Raw genomic sequence first — 20,806 nt, forward strand, 5'->3', positions numbered from 1 at the left:
CCAAAACGGGGAACAACGCTCGCCAACCAGAATAAGTTGGCAATGCCAAAAGTTCTATTCTATTCTTGTCAGGTTTTCGCCTTATATCAATTTGCGAAAGTGTGAACCGCGTTCCGGTTGACCGCAAGATACACTGTGTCGCCTTCCTCGATCGAAAGCGTTCCGTCGACACGTGCAGTTAGAACGTTACGGGTGAAAGGCACACCGAGATAGAGCAGGGTCTCTGCGCCGAGTTTCTCGATCATGCTGACCTTTGCCGTGAAGTCCGATCTTGCGGACGACACGAGATCAAGATGTTCCGGACGGATGCCCACGGTCACCGAACCGCGCAGACCGGTGGGTCTGGTCGGGGTCAGTACCAGGTCTCCAACCGTCACCTTGCCGTTGTCACCAGCAGTCCCGTCTAGGAAGTTCATGGCTGGAGCCCCGATGAAGCCGGCAACGAAGGTGTTGATCGGGTTGTGGTAGAGCTCCATGGGTGTGCCTACCTGTTCGATCTTTCCACCATTGAAGACGACAATCCGATCCGCAAGCGTAAGTGCTTCAACTTGATCGTGGGTCACATAGATCATCGTAACGTTCTTAAGGTCCTTGTGCAGCCGGGCAATCTCCAGTCTCATCTGCACGCGCAAGGCAGCGTCCAGATTAGACAGCGGTTCATCGAACAGGAAGACGCGTGGGTCACGAATGATGGACCGTCCAATGGCAACACGCTGGCGCTGGCCGCCCGATAGCTGCCGGGGTGTCCGATCCAGCAACATTTCCAGCTGCAGGGTTTCAGCTACCTTGCGCACACGCTGTTCGATTTCTGCTTTTGGGACCTTGTTCAGCTTGAGGCCGAAGCCGATGTTTTCCGCCACAGTCAGATGTGGAAACAGGGCGTAGGACTGGAATACCATGGCAAGCTTGCGCTTGGACGGCGCGACATGCGTGACGTCGACACCATCAATTTGAATGAATCCTGAGGATACATCCTCAAGCCCGGAAATCATTCGTAGCATGGTGGATTTGCCGCAACCGGACGGCCCGACGAAGACGACGAACTCGCCCTGTCCGATTTCGAGATCAACGCCTTTGATGACCTCGACCGAGCCAAAGGACTTGCGGATGTTTTTTAAAGTGACTTCAGCCATGGCTTATCCTTTGACCGCGCCCATTGTCATACCTTTGATGAAGTAGCGCTGGAAGAAGAGGAAGATGAGCAGGGTCGGGAGGCTGGCGATCAGCGAAAGCGCTCCCTGGACTCCCCAGGCAACGGTGTATTGACCGCGCAGATTGACGATGCCGACCATGATCGTGCGCATGTCGTCGGACTGCGTGAAGATCAGCGGCCAGAGGAAATCGTTCCAGATCCAGGTGAATTGCAGCGTGGCGAGCACAGCCAGCGCGGGCAGGCTGAGCGGCAGGGCGACGCGAGTCAGGACTTGCCATTCGTTCGCACCTTCCAGGATGGCTGCTTCCCGCAGGGCATTGGGAACAGTGGCGAAGAAATTGCGCATCAGCAGGGTGCAGATGGGGATCCCGAGCGCGGTGTGCACCAGACCGATAGGCCAGAGCGTGTCGATGAGCCCGAGGCCGTTGAACAGCCGGAACAGCGGCACGAGAATGACCTGCGGCGGAAAGAACATGCCGGCGACGATCAGAAGAAACAGGAGGTTCGATCCGCGGAACGGCAGTTTCGCGAAGGTATATCCCGCTAGAACCCCGAGAGCGGTCGAGGCGATGGTCGCGGGCACCGTGACCAGCAGGGTGTTGAGGAAATACCGATGCACCGCCGGATTGTTCAGCACCTCTACATAGTTGCCCAGAAAAAGCGTGTCGGGGAGGGACCACAGGTCTCCGAGGGCAATCGCCCGCGTGGTCTTGACCGAGGACAGCACCACGCCGAGCGTCGGGGCCAGGAACAGGACGGCAAGGCAACACAGGATCAGGAAGATCGTCACCGGCCACGGATTGAAACGACGCGGAACCGAAGAGGTGGCAAGCTCAGCCATAGATTTCGTCCACCTTCTTCAACTGGCGGAAATATAGGCCGATGATCGTCAGGGCGATCAGAAAGAGCACCACCGAAATCGCGCTGCCATAACCCATGAAGTATTTCCGGAAGCTCTCGTTGTACATGTGCATTGCAAGGGTGTCGGAACTGTTGAACGGGCCGCCGCCGGTCATGATGAACAGGATGTCGAAGCCCTTGAGGGAGTTGATCACGGACAGCGCGACCACGACGACGGTCGATGGGGTGAGAAGCGGGATGAGCACATGGCGGACACGCTGCCAGACCGAAGCGCCCTCGATCTCGCAGACTTCGAGAAGATCAGAGGGCACTGCCGTCAGTCCGGCGAGATAGATCACCATGGAAAGGCCGGTCTGCTGCCAGGACCAGGCGACGATGACGGAATAGAGCGCGCTGTCAGGCCGGGCGAGCCAGGCATAGTTGAAGCGGCCGCCGGTAATCTGCTCGATCACGGTGTTCAGAAGGCCCCAGTCCGGCTGATAGATCCAGACCCAGATCTGCCCGACGACGATGGCCGAGAGGCAGATGGGCAGATAGAAGATGGTCTTGAAAACCTTGGCGCCCCGGACCTTGGAATCCAGCAGCAGCGCCAGCCCCAGACCGAGAACGGTCGGCAAAAGGATTGCCGCGACCATCCAGATGGCGGTGTTCACGATGGCGTTGAAGAACAGCCGGTCCGTCCAGATCCGGATGAAATTCTCAAAACCGACATAGTCATAGTCGCTGTTGAACCCGTTCCAGTTGGTGAAACTGTAATAAAACGAACTCAACAACGGCCAGATTACGAGAACGGAGAAGACAAGCAGAGGAAGCGCCAGAAGGATCAGGCGCCAGATTCGGTTTTCTCGTTCCATTGACCTCTCCAGAGTTGCGGGCTGGCAGCGGTGCCGCAGTCAGCCCGCAAATATTATTGTTATTGTTGTTCGAATGCCGCTTTTGCGTCGGTCGCAGCCTGCGACAGGATATCCGTCACCTTGTTGGGATCGTCCATAAAACGGGCAAACATGGACAAGCCGACTTCGGCGACCGGCGGCGGCGTGGCAAGGTCGTAGTTGAAGGCGAAGACCTCTGATTTGTCGACCGTGTTGAATGCCTTGAGCATGACCGGATTGTAGTTGGAAGGATCGACATTCACGTTGGCTGAAAGCGCACCCTGGGCCTTGCTCCAGTCGGCCTGAACGTCCGTGTTCGATACCATGAACTCCAGAAACGCTTCGGCGCCTTCCGGATTGGCCGCGTTGGCGGCAATGACGAGCCCGTCGACAGGTCCGACCGACGTTACCGGAAGACCGTCGTCGATGACCGGGAACGCGAAGAAATCGTAGTCTTCGCCCGGAACGAGGCCGAGGCCGTTCCAGTAGCCGGTGATCCACGTTCCCATAAGGGTCATGGCGGCGTCGCCGCGCGCAACCTTGTCCGAAGCATCAGTCCAGGTGTCGGCATTGGCGTTTTCGGTGAAGTAGCCCTTGTCCGTCAGGTCCTTCCACATGCCCATGGCACGCTGGACTTCGGGATCGTCATAGGAAGCTTCGCCCGCCATCAGCCGGGCGCGGTATTCGGGGCCGGCGGTGCGTAGCAGCAGATAGTCGAACCAGAACTGCGCTGGCCAGCGGTTTGCCGAACCGAGGGCGATCGGCGCGACGCCAGCAGCTTTCAGTTTTTCGCACAGGGCCAGGAAGCCGTTCCAGTCGGTCGGCATGTCGCTGACGCCGGCATTTTCGAGAACCGCCTTGTTATAGAAGACACCGGCATAGTGATAGTTGAACGGCACCAGGTAGCGGTGATCGTTGTATTTCGTTGCGCTGGCGGCGATGGCGCCGGCGATGACATCGCTCAGGCCCGCACGGTCCCACATGTCGTCAATCGGATGCAAAGCACCTGAATCGGCAATGAACTGAACCCTCGCCCCCGCCCAGTAGCTGAAGACGTCCGGCAGGCTGTTGCCCGACGCCCGCACGAGAATGTCCGTTTTGTAGTCCTCGTGGCCAACCGGGCTGTCCTTGAGTGTGTAGCCGGACGCCTCTTCGTAACGCTTGATCTGCTCGCCGAAGGCCTTCAGGCCGAGTTCGCCGGTGAAATAGTGGCTGATCGTGACGTCCCCGGACTGCGCATGCAGCGGGGAGACGAAACCGGCCGCGGATACCGCCATTGCGGACGCGAGCAAGGTACGGCGAGTAATGCGTATCATCGGAACTCCTCCCAGAAGTTTACATATGCTGAACTATTTTGCCAACAACTTCGCCATACGTACAAAAGATTTCGCCTATGTCAACAAAAAGTGTTGCATATTTCAATTTCAACCGCGATAACTAAGAAAAATCGGCTCACGGACCAAATAAGTTTGACTATGTTAAACAATAAGTACAGCATAAGTGAACTTTCTCCACGCGATGCGTTTCCCAAAGGAGTGAAATCCGTGCGCCTGCTTCAATCCCTTACCCGCGGCCTGCGAACCCTCGACCTGCTCCACGCGTCCGATCAGCCAATGCGGCTGACCGAGATCGCAGACGAACTGAGCGTCGACAAATCGAATGCCTCACATGTTCTGAAGACCCTGGTCGCGTCCGGATATGCGGCCCAGGACGGATCCCGCCGCTATGTGGCTTCCGACCGTCACAATGGCGGCGGCCACGAGCATTCGCTGTCCGATGTGGTTGCCTGCAAGGAACGCTGCCGGCCCGCGCTGGAAGCGCTGGTGCGAGAGACGGGTGAATGCGCTCATCTGGCCGTGTTGGTCGATACGCGGGTCTGGTACATCGACAAGGTGGATTCCATCCTGCCACTGAAGGTCGATCACCCGATAGGATCCCTTTCCCCGCTTCACTGTACGGCGCTGGGGAAGGCGTTCCTGTCCTTCGGCAATGCCACCTTGCCGGCGGATCGTCCCCGCTACACGCCGAAAACCATCACGGACGAAGACGCGCTTTTGGCGGAACTCGCCCAAACCCGGAGCCGCGGCTTCGCAATCGACGATGAAGAATTTGCACCCGGCATTCGCTGTGCCGCCAGGCCTGTTTTCGATGTCCGGGACCGCATGATCGCGGCGCTCGGTGTCTCGGGTCCGTCGGTCAGGGTCGATGACGACCGCCTGAAAGAACTCGGCGAGCTGGTGCGCGCCACTCCACTTACCCCATTCAGAGAGCCTAGATGATATGAGCAAGACGCCTCTTCGCGTTGGCATTGTTGGCACAGGTCGCATTTCCGATCTCCACGCCATCGAATACACGCAGAACCCGCGCGGACGCATAACCGCCCTGTGCGACAGGGACCCGGCGCTGGCCCGCTCGCGCGCGGCGGCCTGGGGATGCACCGATGCGGCAATCGAAGAGGATTACGAAGCCCTTCTGGCACGGGACGACGTCGATCTGGTCGAACTGCTCCTGCCGCATCATCTGCATCTTTCTGCGGCGCTGAAGGCAATCGAAGCCGGCAAGATCGTCTCCCTGCAAAAGCCTATGTGCATGAACCTCGCGGAGGCGGACCAGCTGGTTGCCGCGGCCGAAGCCCACGACCGGCCGTTCAAGATTTTCGAGAACTTCATTTTCCATCCGCCGGTCATGAAGGCGAAGGAGCTGATCGGCCAGGGGGCAATCGGTGAGCCGCTCTCGATCCGCATCAAGTCTAATCCGGGGAAAAGCAAGACCGCCTGGGAAGTTCCGAAGGAAGCCGATGCCTGGCGCCAGCAGCTGGAAATGGCGGGCGGTGGCCCGCTTGTTTTCGACGATGGCCATCACAAGTTTGCCCTTGCCTGGCATTTCATGGGCATGCCTTCGGAAGTGCACGCGTTCATCCACCATACCGAACGTCCCGATGGCGGTCTGTTCGATGCGCCGTCCATCATCTCGTTCCGCTTCCCCGGCAACCGGATCGGCAATCTGGAAATCGTCTATTCGCCGGAACTCGAAATCGCCGGGAAATATTATGCCCAGGACGACCGGGTCGAGATTACCGGCACCCACGGCGTTCTCTGGATCAATTGCGGCCACGGCAGCATCGGCAACAGCGCGCCGCTGGTTCACTTCCGGGATGGCAAGGTGACGGAATACACCGACATTCCTTCCGGCTGGGAGCAGAGTTTCATTCATTCGACCCGCCACTTCCTCCATGTCCTGCATGAAGGCGGCGACCCGGTGCTGACCGCCCGCCAGGGCCGGTCCGTGCTGCGCTTCGCCCTTGCGGCGGAACAGTCCGCCCGTGAAGGCCGGACGGTCAGCCTCGGGGGGGATGTCTGATGAGCGCCTTTCCGGACACGCGGGAAAAACGGGCCGCATGGCTGGCGGCAGCCGGCGGGCTGAACGCGGCAATCGAGAGCGGCGTGCTGTCGGATGTCGTTTCTCTGCCCCTTACGGAGGCACTGGTGCTCGGGCTGCTGCGGCAAGGGGTCAGCAAGTATCTGATGATCCTCGGACACGGCTCGACCGAACTCGGCGAAACCCTGCGGATCTATGAGGCCGCAGGGCTGGTCAAGGGGTTCCAGTTCCGCAACGAGGTTGAAATGGCTCATGCGGGTACGGCGCTGCGGTGGTTCTACGACGAACCCTGCGCCGTGATCACGTCCATCGGACCCGGTGCGCTGCAGGCTCTCGCCGGATCTCTGGCGGCCGCGTCCAACGGTGTCGGTCTCTATCACATCTATGGGGACGAGACGACGCATGGCGAAGGCTACAACATGCAGCAGGTGCCCAAGCCCGAACAGGGACTGTTCGCGCAGATCACCGGCGCGATGGGAACCTCCTATACGCTGCATGCACCCGAGGCCCTGCGCGATGCCTTGAGGCGCGGTGCCGGGACTGTCTTCCATCCCTGGAAAGCGGGACCCTTCTATCTGAACCTGCCGTTGAACACGCAGCCCGAAACGGTCTCGCTGCGGCTCGATGCCCTTCCGGCACGGCCTGTCTTCGGGGCAGCGGCAATTCCGAACGAGGACGTGCTCGACAGGGCCGCAGCGCTCATCGGGTCTTTTGAAAAGGTCGCGATCAAGGCAGGGGGAGGGGCGCGCGGCGCGGCGCAGGAACTTTGCCGCTTTGCGGAAGCCGCAGGTGCAGCCGTCGTCCTCAGCCCGGGGTCGACCGGGGTCCTGCCGGACGATCATCCGCAAAACATGCATGTCGGCGGGTCCAAGGGCTCGATCAGCGGCAACTATGCCATGGAGGAAGCGGAGCTGGTGGTGTTCGTCGGCAGCCGCGGCGTCTGCCAGTCAGACTGTTCCGGCATCGGCTGGCCGAAGGCGAAGGCCGTCATCAACATCAATGCCGATCCCGTCGACGTTCAGCACTACAACAACACCCTGGCGCTGGCGGGAAATGCGGGCGTGATCCTGGCGGCGCTGGCGACCCGGCTTCGAGCAGAGGACAACAAGGCCGGTTGGCTGAAGGCCTGCGCCGCGAGGAAAGCCGAGTGGCAGGCCTTCAAGACCGCCCGCTACACGTCCGGCCCGCTTTCGGACGATGTCTGGCCGGAGACCTGCCTGTCTCAGCCGCAGGCAATCCATGTGGCGGATCTTTTTGCGCGCGATGTCGGGGCCTTGAAGATATTCGATGCCGGCGACGTCCAGGCCAACGGCTTTCAGGTTGTCGAGGACAACCGTCCGGGCGAGACCTTCACCGAATCCGGAGCCTCCTACATGGGCTTTGCCGTCTCGGCCCTCCTGGCCGGCGGGCTTGCGGATGAGGGCCGGTATGCCATCGCCTTTACCGGCGACGGATCTTTCATGATGAACCCGCAAGTGCTGATTGACGGCGTCGAGCATGGGGTCCACGGCACCATTCTGCTGATGGACAACCGCCGGATGGCGGCAATAAGCCATCTGCAGCTTTCGCAGTATGGCACGGACTACCGCACCAATGACGGCGTCGCCGTGGACTATGTCCGGATGGCGTCCTCCGTGCAGGGTCTCAAAGCCCTTTGGGGTGGTTACACTGGCGAAACGCTGAAGGCGGCGCTGGCGGAAGCGCATGCCCATAAGGGACTGAGCCTTATTCACCTGCCTGTCTATTACGGTCCGGACCCGCTCGGGGGCATGGGCGCCTATGGAAGCTGGAATGTCGGCAACTGGTGTGCCGACGTGCAGGCAAAATACGCCAAAACGCTGATCTGACGGCGAGGGAGTTTTCAAGATGTTCGAGAAGTATGGCCTTCTGGTCGAAGGCGAATGGCGCCCTGCGGCCGATGGCGGGACCCTTGCCGTGATCAGCCCCGTCAGCGAGATGGAAATCGGGCGGATCCCGGCAGCAGGGCGGAAGGATATCGATCTTGCCCTGTCGGTCTGCGCCTCGATCGCACCGGCCTGGGCGCGTGTGCCTGCCTGGGAAAGGGCCGCCATCCTGAGAAAGGCGGCGGAAAATCTCAAGGACGATGCCGAGACCTATGCCCGCATCATGTCCACCGAAACCGGCAAGCCGCTAGCCGAAGCCCGTGCAGAGGTGCAGGCAAGCGCCGATCAGTTCGAGTGGTATGGCGAAGAAGCAAAGCGGATCTACGGCCAGATCATTCCGGGGCGGAATCCAGACGAGCGCCTGTCCGTGTCCTATCAGCCGGTCGGCCCGTGCCTGGCGCTGTCGGCCTGGAACTTCCCGATGCTGCTGCCGTCCAGGAAGATCGCAGCAGCACTGGCGGCTGGCAACCCCGTCATCGCGCGCCCGGCCTCCGAAGCACCAGGGTCCTGTTTCGCCATAGGCGAAGCCCTGATGAAAGCAGGCCTGCCGGCAGGTGTCCTGTCGATCCTGACCGGATCGGCCGTGCCGATGGTGGGAGACCTGATCGCTTCACCGGTTATCCGGAAGGTATCGCTGACCGGATCTGTTGAGGTGGGACGAAGCATTCTTCGTCAGGCGGCTGAAGGCATCAAGAAGGTGACGATGGAACTTGGCGGTCATGCGCCGGTGATCGTCTATCCCGACAGCGACCCGGTGGCGGCAGCGCATAAGCTGGCCGCAACCAAGTTCCGCAATTGCGGTCAGGTCTGCATTTCGCCGACCCGCTTCTACATTCACCGGGACATCTACGCCTCCTTCGCCGAAACCTTTACGGAGTATGCGCAAGGCCTGAAGGTGGGCGATGGCCTCGAAGAAACCGTGACAACCGGGCCGATGATCCGGGCGCGGGGACTGAAGACCGCCCTGTCGCTCGTCGAGGATGCGATCGATTGCGGTGCCGAACTCCTGACCGGCGGCCGAAGGCCTCCCGAACATAACACCGGCCATTTCCTGCAGCCGACCGTTCTCGGCAACGTCCCGGACAAGGCCCGCATCATGTCGGATGAACCCTTTGCGCCGGTGGCGCCGCTAACCGCCTTCGACAGCTTCAACGAGGTTATCGAGCGAGCCAATTCCACCGAGTTCGGCCTTGCCTCCTATGTCTTTACCCGTGACAGCGACCTGGCGGCGCGCACGTCGGAGGCGCTTGAAGCCGGTATGGTCGGTATCAACGAGACCCTGCTTGCGACCGCGGAGGCGCCTTTCGGCGGTATCAAGGAAAGCGGTTTCGGGCGGGAAGGCGGCAGCCTCGGCATTCTCGATTACCTGACGCCCAAATACACACGGCACAAATTCCTGAAAGGGACGCTCGATGTCTGATCAGCCAAAGGGGCCGCAGGGGATCACCGGCGGTCTGACCAATTACGGCGATCCGGAATTTGCCCGCTACTTGCGCCGTTCCTTCGCCAAGTCGATGGGTTATACGGGCAAGTCTCTCGACAAGCCGATTGTCGGAATCTGCTACACTGAAAGCGGGTTCAACAACTGCCACCGGCATTTTCCAGAAATGCTGGAAGCGGTGAAGCGCGGCATTCTCGCTGAGGGGGGGTTGCCAGTTCCCTTTCCGGTTATCTCGCTCGGCGAGGTGTTTCTCAACCCGACTTCACTCGTCTATCGCAACCTGATGGCCATGGCGACTGAAGAGATGATCCGCGCCCAGCCGATGGATTCCGTCGTCCTGATGGGCGGCTGCGACAAAACCGTTCCTGCGCTTCTGATGGGGGCGGCCTCCGCCGGAAAGCCTGCGGTCATGCTTGTTGCAGGCCCCATGATGACGGGCAGGCACCGAGGCGAGCGGCTGGGGGCTTGTACCGATTGTCGACGTTTCTGGGGGCAATACCGGGCAGGCAACATCGACGAACAGGAGATCAACCAGATCGAGGGCCGGCTAGCCGTGACTGCCGGAACATGTGCCGTCATGGGGACTGCTTCGACCATGGCGCTGATCGCCGAAACCTTGGGCTTTGCCTTGCCGGGTTCAGCCGCAATTCCGGCGGTTCATGCAGACCGTTTGCGCGCTTCAGAGGAAAGTGGAACGCTGGCCGTCAAGATGGCCCTTACTGGCGGGCCTACGCCAAACAAGCTGATCACACGGGCTTCGGTCGAAAATGCCATCCGGGTGCTGCTGGCTATCTCCGGATCGACGAATGCAGTCATTCACTTGGCCGCGATCGCAGGCCGCATGGGGATCGACATTGACTTCGACCGTTTCAACAGCCTTTCCGATGAAACGCCGGTTCTGGTCGACCTAAAGCCGGTTGGTGCGAGCTACATGGAAGATTTCTACGCAGCAGGGGCGCTTGACGGCGTTCTGCAGGGACTCGCCGCCGATCTCGACAAGACACCGATCGACGTCACCAGTCGGAGCCTTGGCGACAGGCTGACAGCACCACTAGCCGACCCGATCGATCATGCAGTTATTCGCAAAGCTGACGATCCGATCCATCCTAAGGGCGGCTTAATCGCGCTGAAGGGAACACTGGCACCAGATGGAGCCATCCTGAAACGTGCCGCAGCAACGCCAGAGCTTCTTGAACACGAAGGCCGAGCGGTCGTTTTCAGCTCGCTTGAAGATTTGGCAAATAGGATCGACGACCCCGATCTGGACGTGGCAGCCGACGACGTTCTGGTGTTGCAGAACGCAGGGCCTCGCAGCGCTTCCGGCATGCCGGAAGCGGGTTACCTGCCCATTCCGAAAAAACTGGCCCGCCAGGGCGTAAAGGACATGGTGCGCATTTCAGATGCGCGAATGTCCGGCACAGCGTTCGGTACCATTGTGCTGCACGTTGCGCCCGAGGCAGAACTCGGCGGACCGCTCGCATTAGTTCGGGATGGTGACAGGATTCGTTTGTCGGCGTCTTCGAAATCCATCGACATTCTGGTAACGCCGGAAGAACTCGATCGACGCCGATCCGATTTGGTCCGGAGCCCAGACGGCTGGGACCGCGGTTACCGCAAGCTTTATAGAGACAGTGTTCTGCCGGCTCCTGCCGGGTGCGATTTCGATTTTCTTAGGCAGAAACCGTGAAGTGATCGTCCAAGAGGTTGCCGCGCGGTCCTCTGCTATGGCAGAGCGGCATCTAGCTGGTTCTCCCCCACAGAGTTCATTGTACGCGAAAAATCGGTCGGGTTGATGGCACTTGGCGACGTTTTGAGATGCATGATGTTGATTTCCAGAGAGAATTGGCTCTGCATCATATTTGCTACTGTTGGAAGGCAGGCTTTTGCTGATTCACCGGAGGATCAGCTTATGTAACATCGATTTCCGCGCGCAAGCCTCGCGCCTGATGGCTTTTCAGTAGATGAAGTGAAGGTTGTAGCGGATAGCGTTCAAATCCAGTTGCGATCGCGCCAGCGCTCGGGAAAATGTCCGGACTGTGGGCGACCGAGCTGAAGAGTTCAAAGCCGATATTTGCGCCGACCTTCTGACCTTCCGCTTTGTGGTCCGCGTGTACAGTTAACGATAGTAGTGCGTCGCTTCTGGTGTGATTCAGTTTTGTGCAGTCGGCGCATCTTCTGCGAACAATTCGATGGTGGCGTATTGGCTCGCTATGGTCGGCGTACCCAACTGCTGGAAACAATCGTCCACCATCTCGGCCTGGCCCTCGGCGGAAGACCGGCTGCCGCCTTTGCCAACCGCCTCATGATGCCAGTGAGCAACGACACACTGTTGCGCGTGGTTCGCCGGCGTATTGCCGATCACAGCGATGAACTCACTGTCATAGGTATTGATGACTTTGCCTTTTGACGCGTCCAGACCTACGGCGCAATCGTTTGCGATCTGGAACGGCGGAGGCCTGTTACCCTCTTACCAGATCGAGCGCTGGATACGTCTCGATCATGGCTTGCCCAACATCAGTCGATATCGATCGTCGCTGGTGACCGGGGTGGCGGCTACGGCGACGCCATCACGAAGGCCCTGCCTGATGCAGAGCAGGTCGCCGACCGTTGGCATCTGATGGAGAATTCCAGCCGGGCGTTTCTTGACGCTGTCGGCAGGTCAATGCGCCAGATCAGGCAGGCGGTCGGCAGCAATGTCATTGACCCCAAGCTTTTGACTTATGCGGAAAAGTTGCAATACGAGAGTTATCTACGCCGCCAGGAAACGAATGAAGCGATTCGAGAGCTGTCGAAAATGGGCAACCCAATTCGGCAGATCGTGCGGCAAACCGGTCATAGCCAGAAGCTTGTCCGCGACGTATTACGCGGCCAGCGCCTCGATGTCTTTCGAACACGGCCAAGTTCGCTCGATAGCTGACTAGCGTGGTTTAACAACCGCTGGGACGAAAGGGCTCGAAATGCCTTGGCACTTTGGCGCGAGATGCGGGAGGAGGGCTTTCCAGGGCAAAGTGGCGTCGTCTCACAATGGGCGCAGCGCCGCCGGCTGGCAGAGAAGGCCAACCAAAGTGGATTTGCCCGAACCCCATCAGTAAGGGTTATCGCTCGATTGATGACTGCCACACGCGATGAATTGGCGAAGACCGAGGTAGTCTTGGTGGCGGCGATTGAAATGAGTGTTCCGGAACTAGTGGCCGCGCGCGATGCCATTGGCGACTTTCAATCCATGATCCGCTCGAAGACAGCATGCAGGCTTGATGACTGGCTTGCAGCAGCCAAGAACAGCTTAGTCGCATCTTTCGCCAACGGCGTCGAAAAGGATATCGACGCCGTTCGGAACGCTTTCATCTCTCATTGGTCGAATGGGCAAACGGAGGGACAGATCACGCGTCTGAAGCTCAACAAACGCCAAATGTACGGGCGAGCAAAACTCGATCTATTGCAGGCGCGATTGATTGGCGCATCCTAATAGCTACACGTCAGCAAAAGTGGGTCAGAGCCAGTTCTCAGTGAAAATCAACAGGCGTCCCTTGCGGGCGGCCTCGACTATGAGGTCGCCATATGCCTATGCGGCAGCTTCAGTCAGTCCAATGATCCGATCTGCAAATCTGCGCCACCAATCCGAAAGCCCTTATTCCAGGCGATCGGCGCGCTGATTCGGACGGATTTTCTGAATCCCGAACGCGATCTCGGCGATGACAACCGTCAACAACGCCAGCTCCGCGTCATGACGTACCAACCACGCCACTACACCTGGTTCTGGCGCTTTATTTAGCGTTTCCGAGATCATACTGGTGTCGAGGAAAATCAAAGTTCAAGCCTTCGGCTAAACTTGACAAAACAAATGCGCTATTTTAACAACAATAAAACAATTGTTTCAATTTTTCATTGGGAACGATATGCGTATTGGCGTCGCCCGGCTCTGGCACGAGGCAAACTCATTCTCCGTCTGCGAGACCCGCCTGGAGCAATTTCAGGCCCGCGAATGGGTGCGCGGTGAAGAAGCCCGCGAACTGTACCGGGGCACCTCCACGGAATTGGGCGGTGCGCTCGCCTGGTCCGAGCAGCGTGGTAACATCGAGTTGGTGTTCTCCCGTTGTGCTTCGGCAGCGCCCGCCGGCCCGGTCGACCAGGCGCTGCTCGAGCGGCTGACGCAGGAACTCATTGACGATGCATCGCTTGACGACATCGACGGACTTTATCTTTCGCTTCATGGCGCATGCATCGGAACGACAGATCTCGATCCAGAGCTGTCGCTTGTCAAAGCCCTGCGCCAGCGATTTCCCGATCTACCGATTGCTGCATCCTTCGACATGCATGCCTGCATCGCACCTGAACTGGCGGACATGTTGAACGCGGCAACTATCTACCGCACGTACCCCCATGTGGACATGGTCGAGACGGCGCAGGCAGCACTCGATATGCTCGCCCGCATGGTGACAGGCGGACTGAAACCGCGCGTGATCCTTCGCCGGATCGGACGCATTTTGCCGAGCTTCAACATGCGCACAGACGGGCCGGGCCCGATGCGCGACATTGAGGCGAAGGCGCAAACCCTTGCGCCGGACGCCGTCGCAGCGTCGTTCCCCGCCGCCTACCCCTACGCAAGCTTTGCCTATGCGGATGTGCCCGTTGCCGATGCCGGCGTGCTGGTAACCTGTCTGGACGAAGCCGAAGGCGCAGCGCTGGCGGATGAGATTGCGGATTTTATGCTATCGCAGCAGGCCCGGTTTCGGCCGGACCTGCCGTCGGCGCACGAGGCGCTCGCGGCCCGTCCATGGGCGAGCGGCGAGCGCATCGCGTTTCTCGAACCTTCTGACAATCCCCTGTCCGGCGGCATTGGCGACACGCCGGGCCTGTGCACCGAAGCTCTTCGAGCCGACCTGCCGGAAGGTAGCGTTTTGGCCTTCTTCTGCGATCCGGATCTGGTGGCGAAAGCCCATGCTATGGGCGTCGGCGCGATGCTTAAAGTCTCGTTGGGCGGACGGCTCGACGACCGGTTCGGCGAACCACTATGCTGCATGGCCAAGGTGCTCTGTGTCACCGATGGCAGATTCCGGAACGAAGACGCGATGGAACGCGGTATGCCGGTAGATCTCGGCCCCACCGCGCTGATCGGCGTCAATGGCCTGAGGGTCATCATCACTACGGGTTGCCAGTCGCCCAACGACACGGCCTATTTCCGCCTCCACGGCATCGATATCGACACGGTGCCCGTACTTCTCGCCAAGGCGAAAAACCATTTCCGCGCTGCCTTTGGCAGCCGGTTCGACGTCATCCAGTCTTGCGAAACGCTGGGGCCAGCCATGGCTGACGTTTCACAACTGACCTTCCGAAATGTGCCTCGGGAGCGCTTCAACCTGACAGAACAGAGGGAAACATGAAGAAGACAATTACTGCCGCCCTGCTCGGCCTTGCAGCAAGCACCGTCAGCGCGGCCGCCATTGAACTGACCGTCAGCTCATGGGTCGCGCCGTCGCATCCGACGATCTTTGCCGGCTATGAAACCTACTTTTCGGCCGTGTCCAAGGCCTCCGGTGGTGACGTAACTTTCAAACTTGTTTCCGGTGGCGCGCTGCTGGGTGGAAAGGAAACGCTGACGGGCCTTGGCGACGGTGTTGCCGATGCTTCCGTTCTGGCACTCACCTACAACCCGGCCCAGCTGCCCACCAGCCAGCTAGTTGCAGAACTCGCCATGATGAGCGGCGATTCACTGGCCGTTGCTGCTGCCGTGACCGAGTTCACGCTGCTCAATTGTGCGCCCTGCATTGACGAATTTGCCAAGCAGAACGTCGTATACACCGGTAGCTACGCGACTGCGCCCTATGCGCTGATCAGCAAGGAACACGTGACCGAAACCAGCGATGTGGCTGGCAAGCGCATCCGTTCGCCCGGTGGCGCCTGGGATCGCTGGATCGGCGAGGCTGGCGCGACCGTCGTGCATACCTCCAGCTCAGAGATGTACGAAGCTCTGGACAAGGGCATGATCGACATCGCCATGCAGCCTGCCGCATCGCTGAAGACGCATTCGCTCTGGGATGTGGCCGACACTATCACGCTCGGCAGCTTCGGCGTCTACAATTCCGGTCCGCTTCTTGCCTTCAACAAGAACGCTTGGATAGAGCTTAGCGCTGAAAACCGTCGCGTACTGCTCGACGAGATGGCGGACGCAATCGTGGCGACCACCAACGCCTATGTGGCCCAGAACGAAGACGCCAAGGCGGAAGCTGCCGACCATGGCATGAAGGTTTTCGACAAGCCGGGAGTGCTGGAGACGGAAATTGCCGCTTTCAACAGTCAGGACATCGCCTCCATCGTCAAGAAGGCGCAGGACGTCTACGGCGCCAAGAATGCAGAAGCGCTGATTGAGAGCTATCAGGCTTCGCTTACCAAATGGGAAGAGATCACGGCTTCCGGTCTTTCCGGCGAGGCGTTTGCCGAGCGCATGAAGACCGAGATCTTCGACAAGCTTTCGGAAAACGAATACGGCCTTTGAGCCGGTCGCGGCGGAGCTTCATGAGCGCCGCCCCCTCTCTCTCTCTCTGAAACTCCGGATTATTCATGCAACAAATCGATGTCTTTTTGGGCAGGTTGGGGTGCATTCTCGCGTCGGCAGCGAGCTCTTGCCTCGTCGTCATGATGTTCCAGATATGCCTTGATGTCGGCGGGCGTTACCTCTTCGGAACGCCGATGCCCTCAACGCTGGAGATTGTTTCGGACTGGTGGATGCCGGCGCTGATTTTCCTGCCGCTGCTCAATGTGGAATGGCGCAACGAAAACATTGCAGTCGACTTGCTCTACCAGGGGCTCGGTCCCCGTGCGCAGGCCGTACTCGACGCGATTGCACTCGTATGTTTCGGTGTATTCCTCGCGCTCATTGCCTATGCCGGTTTCGAGCAGGCCATGCGCGCTTATCGGCAGGGCGAGTTTATCATCGGTATGATCCCCGTTATCACTTGGCCGCCCCGTTTCTTCCTACCGGTAGCGGGCTTCCTGACGGCCGTTCTTTGCTTTGTCAGGGCCGTGCGCTTCGTTGGCCGTGCCGCCACGGCCAAAGTCGAAACCAGCGACGACATCTAGGAGCCTACCGTGGATAGCATCACACTCGTCTACTGGGCGCTTGGAGCCCTCCTGTTCCTTCTGGCGTTGCGCGTTCCCGTTGCAGCATCGCTTGGCCTTGTTGCCATTGTCGGCATGTTTGTCCTGGTCGGCGATCGGGCAACCTGGGGGGTTCTTCGCTCGGTCCCGCATGCGTTTGCCGCGCACTGGAGCCTGAGCGCCATCCCCATGTTCCTTTTCATGGGTTATGTCTGCTTCTCGGCTGGCCTGACCGACGGCCTGTTCCGCGTGGCGCGGGCCTGGCTGAACTTCCTGCCGGGCGGCCTTGCAATCTCGTCCGTTGGCGGTGCTGCGCTCTTTTCTTCCGTTACCGGCTCCTCCGTCGCCTGTGCGGCGGCCATGGGCAAGATTGCCGTGCCCGCCATGCTCGACCGTGGTTATGACGCAAAGCTCGCAGTTGGCACCATCGCAGCTGCCGGCACCATGGGCTCGCTCATTCCACCGAGCACGATCCTGCTGCTTTACGCCGTTTTTGCCGAAGTGCCGGTCAGCGAACTGTTCATTGGCGCGGTCATTCCGGGTCTGCTCACCGCACTCATGTACGGTCTGATGATCCTGATGCGGGTCAAGTACAATCCACTGCTAGCTCCGCGCGAGATGAGTGTCGACTGGCGTGAGCGTTTCATGGCACTCGGCGAGACCTGGCCGCTATTCCTGCTGGTCATCACCGTTTTCGGCGGCATCTTTGCCGGCCTTTTTTCAGCAACGGAAGCAGGCGCAATTGGTGCGCTGGCGGCTATCGTCATCGGTCTTGCAAAGCGCACGCTCTCCTGGCAGGCGCTGAAAGACGCTGCCTTCGAGACCATCCGCTCCACCTCGGCCATCTTCCTGATCGCCGTGGCCGCAGCGCTGCTGACGCGCCTCTTCGCCTTCGCCGGCTTCCCTGACTACGTTCAGGGACTGATTGGCGAGGACATGTCGCCGCTGCTCATAATCATCTCCGTTTCGCTGATCTATCTCGTTCTGGGAATGTTCCTCGACCCGATCGGCGTGATGCTTTTGACGCTGCCCGTTCTGCTGCCGATCTTCGAGACCGCAGACATCAGCCTCATCTATGCGGGCGTGATGATCACCAAATATTTGGAGATCGGCCTCATCACACCGCCTGTCGGGCTCAATGTGTTCGTCATCAAAAATGTCATTGCGGACAGGGTGTCGGTCAGCGACGTCTTCCGTGGCGTAGGCTGGTTCCTGTTTGCCGATTTGGTGACGGTGGCCATACTCATAGTCTTCCCCGCGACCATTCTGTGGTTGCCCAGCCTGATAAGCGGGTGACATCATGACCGAGACTCCTACCCTTGAAACCCTGAACCAGCGAATGATTGCTGAGATGGAAGCCTTGCCGCGTCGACTTGCCGATGGCGCACGCTATCTGCTTGATCATCCCGATGATGTGGTGCTCCTTTCGATGCGAGAAATCGCCACGCGCGCCGGCATCGCGCCGGCAACGCTGGTGCGGTTGGCGCGCACGCTGGAGTTTGCCGATTGGACGGAATTGCGGGCGGTCTATGCCGACAGTTTTCGCACCGGCCCGGCCCGCTATGCCGACAAGGCGGTGGCGGCGGTACAGCAAGACAGGGGAGCGGGGCTTCTGGCCGAAACGTTTCGCGCGCAGGAGGCGTGCCTCGCCTTTGCGCTTGAAAGTAATACGCTTGAGGACATCACGGCGGCGGCGCGCACTCTTTCCTACGCCGAGCGCATATATGTGGCCGCTTTCATGAGCTGCAGGGGACCGGGCCTCACCTTCACCTATCTGTGCAAGATGCTGCGCCCGAATGTGGAGTTTCTCGGCAGCGAAGGTTCATCGTTGGTGGCCGACCTTTCCATGCTTACCGGGGGTGATGCGGTTCTCTCGATCAACTTTCAGCCCTATGCGCGCGAGATCGACATGGTGGCTGAAGCTGTCGGGAAGTCTGGGGCGAGCCTGATCAGTCTGAGCGACAGCCGCGCCACACCTCTTCAGCCGCACGCCTCCACCTGCCTGCTGTTCTCCGCAGAGAGCCCCTCCTTCTTCCCCTCCGTCATATCTGCGGTCGGTGTTGTCGAGGGGCTTGCAGCGGCCATGCTGACCGAGCTGCAGGAAACGGCCACTGAGCGGATCGGCCGCATCGAAGAACAACTTTATGCGTCCGGTTCCTACCACGCGCACCGCCGTGTGCGATAACAGAGACGTCCCAATGACCCACGTGTTTCATCGCTCCCCTAAAAACCCGCTGCCACTCGCAGTGAAAGGGGCTGGCGCCTATATCACCGACGAGAACGGCAAGCGTTATATCGATGCCTGCGGCGGTGCGGCCGTTTCTTGCATAGGACATGGGGACGTGCGCGTTCTCGAGGCTGTTCAGCGTCAGATGAGTGAAATCAGCTATGCCCATACGGGCTTCTTCTCGTCGGCACCTGCCGAGGCGCTTGCAGACCATCTGTGCGCGGCAAGCTCCGTGCCACTCGACAAAGTCTATCTTGTGGGCTCCGGTTCAGAGGCCGTTGAAGCGGCCATCAAGCTGGCGCGCCAGTATCACCTGGAGCACGGAGAAGCGTCACGCAAGCTCGTGATATCCCGCCACCAGAGCTATCACGGTAACACGCTGGGAGCGCTTTCCGTTGGAGGCAACCCACCACGGCGCAAGCCCTATGGCCCCTTACTTCTGGAAGAGCCGAAGATTGAGCCCTGCTTTGCCTATCGCTATGCGAAGGAAGGCGAGAGCGTGGAAGACTACGCCCTGCGCGCGGCGAACCTTTTGGAAGACAAGATCCTTGAGCTCGGTTCGGAAAATGTCGTGGCGTTTCTGGCGGAGACTGTGGTGGGGGCAACGGCCGGCGCAGTGGTAGCAGAAGTCGGTTACTTCCGCCGCATACGCGAAATCTGCGACCGCTACGGCGTGCTTCTCATCCTTGATGAAGTGATGTGTGGCTCTGGCCGGACGGGCACATTCTTCGCCTGCGAAGAGGAGAATGTCATGCCGGACATCCTGACGCTCGCCAAGGGACTGGGCGGCGGATATCAGCCCATCGCGGCTGTGATGTGCACAGCGAATGTCTATGACACCATCGTCAAGGGCAGCGGCGGTTTCGTACATGGGCACACCTACTCGGCCCATCCACTCGCATGCGCGGCAGCGCTTGCGGTTCAGCAGGTCATTCGCGACGATGACCTGCTTGCCAATGTGCGTGCGCGTGGCGCGCAACTGCAGGAGCGGCTTCAGGCGCGTTTCGGCAGCTGTCCCCATGTGGGCGATGTGCGCGGGCGCGGACTTCTGCAGGCCGTCGAACTAGTTGAGCATCGCGATGCCAAGACGCCGTTTCCGCCCGAGCGACGGATCGGCGCGGCGATCAAGAAGGAAGCGATGGCCGCTGGCCTTATGGTCTATCCAGGAGCCGGCACTATCGATGGCGTCTCGGGCGATCACGTGTTGCTCGCGCCGCCTTACAATGTCGACGCAGAGACCATTGACCTGATTGTCGACAAGCTGGGACTGGCGGTGGACTCGGTCCTCTCCCGTTGAGGTTGGCTTAAAGCGACGAACGTTGGGTTTCAGCTGGCCGTGGAGTTCGAATGCCCGATCACCGACCAAAACCCGTTCCGAGAGAACAAAAGAACGATCAAATTGCCGCACAATCCGAACGGGTGTTTGGGTATAGAATAAGGTTAGCGAAATGAATTGGTGAACTTTTATTCGAGGAGCTGCTCTTGATGGATAGTCTCCGCTTTTTGAGCGTTTGGGACCACATTTCGAAAATTAGATTGGCTTTTGATAGTGGTCAACGACGATATTGGATTCACGGATACTCTACGGCCGAGATACGGGCGTTAAAAACAAAATTAAAGAAAGAATTTCCGGCGATGGAAATGAGAGAGATGTCGGAGCTCGATATTGCTGTGTTTTGCGCGAATCCGGAAGAATACCACGCTCCGAACTTGTGGAACATAGCCTATGAAAGGCAAAAGCTCCTCGAAACAGGAAAGACAAAAGATTTACCTACATGAATCTTGATCAATAGTTACGAGGCTAAGTACCCTTAGTAAGGTCTAATTACTATCAAAACACTCACAATTTTGACATAGAACCTCAAACACGCGTCA

The 20,806-nt window shown here is 59.3% G+C and carries 16 protein-coding genes and 2 pseudogenes; 13 read left to right on the plus strand and 5 right to left on the minus strand.

What is annotated here, in order from left to right:
* Positions 1 to 86: 86 nt before the first annotated feature.
* From ugpC to FIV05_RS28810, 4 genes are read right to left on the minus strand one after another with little or no spacing between them, the layout of a single operon-like run.
* Entirely contained in the window at positions 87 to 1,133 is a 1,047-nt protein-coding gene (gene ugpC / locus FIV05_RS28795) for a sn-glycerol-3-phosphate ABC transporter ATP-binding protein UgpC (protein ID WP_023000287.1), read from the minus strand.
* Between the two features lie 3 nt (positions 1,134 to 1,136).
* Positions 1,137 to 1,994 carry a carbohydrate ABC transporter permease gene (locus FIV05_RS28800; RefSeq protein ID WP_152512151.1) on the minus strand — a complete coding sequence of 286 codons (858 nt, stop codon included), beginning with the start codon at positions 1,992 to 1,994 and terminating at the stop codon, positions 1,137 to 1,139.
* The gene (locus tag FIV05_RS28805; protein WP_152512150.1) at positions 1,987 to 2,868 is read right to left on the minus strand and encodes a sugar ABC transporter permease; all 882 of its coding nucleotides are present in this window, start codon (positions 2,866 to 2,868) and stop codon (positions 1,987 to 1,989) included. Before FIV05_RS28805 ends, FIV05_RS28800 begins: the two co-directional genes overlap by 8 nt.
* Positions 2,869 to 2,927: 59 nt before the next feature.
* Entirely contained in the window at positions 2,928 to 4,202 is a 1,275-nt protein-coding gene (locus FIV05_RS28810; RefSeq protein ID WP_152512149.1) for an extracellular solute-binding protein, read from the minus strand.
* 228 nt (positions 4,203 to 4,430) lie between these two features.
* Between FIV05_RS28810 and FIV05_RS28815 the strand changes: the two genes are divergently transcribed.
* The 6 genes and pseudogenes from FIV05_RS28815 to FIV05_RS28840 all read left to right on the plus strand — a co-directional run bounded on the left by FIV05_RS28815 (position 4,431) and on the right by FIV05_RS28840 (position 13,075).
* The gene (locus FIV05_RS28815; protein WP_031269047.1) at positions 4,431 to 5,165 is read left to right on the plus strand and encodes an IclR family transcriptional regulator; all 735 of its coding nucleotides are present in this window, start codon (positions 4,431 to 4,433) and stop codon (positions 5,163 to 5,165) included.
* 1 nt (position 5,166) lies between these two features.
* The gene (locus tag FIV05_RS28820; protein ID WP_152512148.1) at positions 5,167 to 6,246 is read left to right on the plus strand and encodes a Gfo/Idh/MocA family oxidoreductase; all 1,080 of its coding nucleotides are present in this window, start codon (positions 5,167 to 5,169) and stop codon (positions 6,244 to 6,246) included.
* Entirely contained in the window at positions 6,246 to 8,111 is a 1,866-nt protein-coding gene (locus FIV05_RS28825) for a thiamine pyrophosphate-dependent enzyme (protein WP_173014027.1), read from the plus strand. Before FIV05_RS28820 ends, FIV05_RS28825 begins: the two co-directional genes overlap by 1 nt.
* A 19-nt stretch (positions 8,112 to 8,130) precedes the next feature.
* Positions 8,131 to 9,588, plus strand: coding sequence for an NAD-dependent succinate-semialdehyde dehydrogenase (locus tag FIV05_RS28830; protein ID WP_152512146.1), 1,458 nt, complete (start codon positions 8,131 to 8,133; stop codon positions 9,586 to 9,588).
* Positions 9,581 to 11,296 carry a dihydroxy-acid dehydratase gene (locus FIV05_RS28835; RefSeq protein WP_023000295.1) on the plus strand — a complete coding sequence of 572 codons (1,716 nt, stop codon included), beginning with the start codon at positions 9,581 to 9,583 and terminating at the stop codon, positions 11,294 to 11,296. Before FIV05_RS28830 ends, FIV05_RS28835 begins: the two co-directional genes overlap by 8 nt.
* A gap of 279 nt (positions 11,297 to 11,575) precedes the next feature.
* Positions 11,576 to 13,075: pseudogene (locus FIV05_RS28840) on the plus strand (ISL3 family transposase).
* Positions 13,076 to 13,174: 99 nt separating this feature from the next.
* On the opposite strand, the pseudogene FIV05_RS28845 reads toward FIV05_RS28840, so the two are convergent.
* Positions 13,175 to 13,417, minus strand: a pseudogene (locus tag FIV05_RS28845) (PIN domain-containing protein); the annotation flags it as partial.
* Between the two features lie 88 nt (positions 13,418 to 13,505).
* Between FIV05_RS28845 and FIV05_RS28850 the strand changes: the two are divergent.
* The 7 genes from FIV05_RS28850 to FIV05_RS28880 all read left to right on the plus strand — a co-directional run bounded on the left by FIV05_RS28850 (position 13,506) and on the right by FIV05_RS28880 (position 20,710).
* Positions 13,506 to 14,990 (plus strand): M81 family metallopeptidase, encoded by a 1,485-nt coding sequence (locus FIV05_RS28850; protein WP_152512145.1) that lies wholly within the window; start codon positions 13,506 to 13,508, stop codon positions 14,988 to 14,990.
* Entirely contained in the window at positions 14,987 to 16,102 is a 1,116-nt protein-coding gene (locus FIV05_RS28855) for a C4-dicarboxylate TRAP transporter substrate-binding protein (protein ID WP_023000301.1), read from the plus strand. Before FIV05_RS28850 ends, FIV05_RS28855 begins: the two co-directional genes overlap by 4 nt.
* A 65-nt stretch (positions 16,103 to 16,167) precedes the next feature.
* Positions 16,168 to 16,686 carry a TRAP transporter small permease gene (locus FIV05_RS28860; RefSeq protein WP_081713155.1) on the plus strand — a complete coding sequence of 173 codons (519 nt, stop codon included), beginning with the start codon at positions 16,168 to 16,170 and terminating at the stop codon, positions 16,684 to 16,686.
* A 9-nt stretch (positions 16,687 to 16,695) separates the two neighbouring features.
* Positions 16,696 to 18,000, plus strand: coding sequence for a TRAP transporter large permease (locus tag FIV05_RS28865; protein WP_023000303.1), 1,305 nt, complete (start codon positions 16,696 to 16,698; stop codon positions 17,998 to 18,000).
* 4 nt (positions 18,001 to 18,004) lie between these two features.
* Complete coding sequence (locus FIV05_RS28870; protein WP_023000304.1) at positions 18,005 to 18,889, plus strand: MurR/RpiR family transcriptional regulator; 885 nt, start codon at positions 18,005 to 18,007, stop codon at positions 18,887 to 18,889.
* A gap of 13 nt (positions 18,890 to 18,902) precedes the next feature.
* Complete coding sequence (locus FIV05_RS28875; protein WP_031269051.1) at positions 18,903 to 20,228, plus strand: aspartate aminotransferase family protein; 1,326 nt, start codon at positions 18,903 to 18,905, stop codon at positions 20,226 to 20,228.
* A 188-nt stretch (positions 20,229 to 20,416) separates the two neighbouring features.
* Entirely contained in the window at positions 20,417 to 20,710 is a 294-nt protein-coding gene (locus FIV05_RS28880; RefSeq protein ID WP_023000306.1) for a hypothetical protein, read from the plus strand.
* Positions 20,711 to 20,806: the final 96 nt, after the last annotated feature.

The sequence above is a fragment of the Labrenzia sp. THAF191a genome, from assembly GCF_009363335.1.
GTDB lineage: Bacteria > Pseudomonadota > Alphaproteobacteria > Rhizobiales > Stappiaceae > Roseibium > Roseibium algicola.

What these genes read in the sequence shown, in the direction of transcription:
- ugpC (WP_023000287.1), bottom strand. Translation starts at nt 1,133, where the DNA reads ATGGCTGAAGTCACTTTAAAAAACATCCGCAAGTCCTTTGGCTCGGTC.
- FIV05_RS28800 (WP_152512151.1), bottom strand. Translation starts at nt 1,994, where the DNA reads ATGGCTGAGCTTGCCACCTCTTCGGTTCCGCGTCGTTTCAATCCGTGG.
- FIV05_RS28805 (WP_152512150.1), bottom strand. Translation starts at nt 2,868, where the DNA reads ATGGAACGAGAAAACCGAATCTGGCGCCTGATCCTTCTGGCGCTTCCT.
- FIV05_RS28810 (WP_152512149.1), bottom strand. Translation starts at nt 4,202, where the DNA reads ATGATACGCATTACTCGCCGTACCTTGCTCGCGTCCGCAATGGCGGTA.
- FIV05_RS28820 (WP_152512148.1), top strand. Translation starts at nt 5,167, where the DNA reads ATGAGCAAGACGCCTCTTCGCGTTGGCATTGTTGGCACAGGTCGCATT.
- FIV05_RS28825 (WP_173014027.1), top strand. Translation starts at nt 6,246, where the DNA reads ATGAGCGCCTTTCCGGACACGCGGGAAAAACGGGCCGCATGGCTGGCG.
- FIV05_RS28830 (WP_152512146.1), top strand. Translation starts at nt 8,131, where the DNA reads ATGTTCGAGAAGTATGGCCTTCTGGTCGAAGGCGAATGGCGCCCTGCG.
- FIV05_RS28835 (WP_023000295.1), top strand. Translation starts at nt 9,581, where the DNA reads ATGTCTGATCAGCCAAAGGGGCCGCAGGGGATCACCGGCGGTCTGACC.
- FIV05_RS28850 (WP_152512145.1), top strand. Translation starts at nt 13,506, where the DNA reads ATGCGTATTGGCGTCGCCCGGCTCTGGCACGAGGCAAACTCATTCTCC.
- FIV05_RS28855 (WP_023000301.1), top strand. Translation starts at nt 14,987, where the DNA reads ATGAAGAAGACAATTACTGCCGCCCTGCTCGGCCTTGCAGCAAGCACC.
- FIV05_RS28860 (WP_081713155.1), top strand. Translation starts at nt 16,168, where the DNA reads ATGCAACAAATCGATGTCTTTTTGGGCAGGTTGGGGTGCATTCTCGCG.
- FIV05_RS28870 (WP_023000304.1), top strand. Translation starts at nt 18,005, where the DNA reads ATGACCGAGACTCCTACCCTTGAAACCCTGAACCAGCGAATGATTGCT.
- FIV05_RS28875 (WP_031269051.1), top strand. Translation starts at nt 18,903, where the DNA reads ATGACCCACGTGTTTCATCGCTCCCCTAAAAACCCGCTGCCACTCGCA.
- FIV05_RS28880 (WP_023000306.1), top strand. Translation starts at nt 20,417, where the DNA reads ATGGATAGTCTCCGCTTTTTGAGCGTTTGGGACCACATTTCGAAAATT.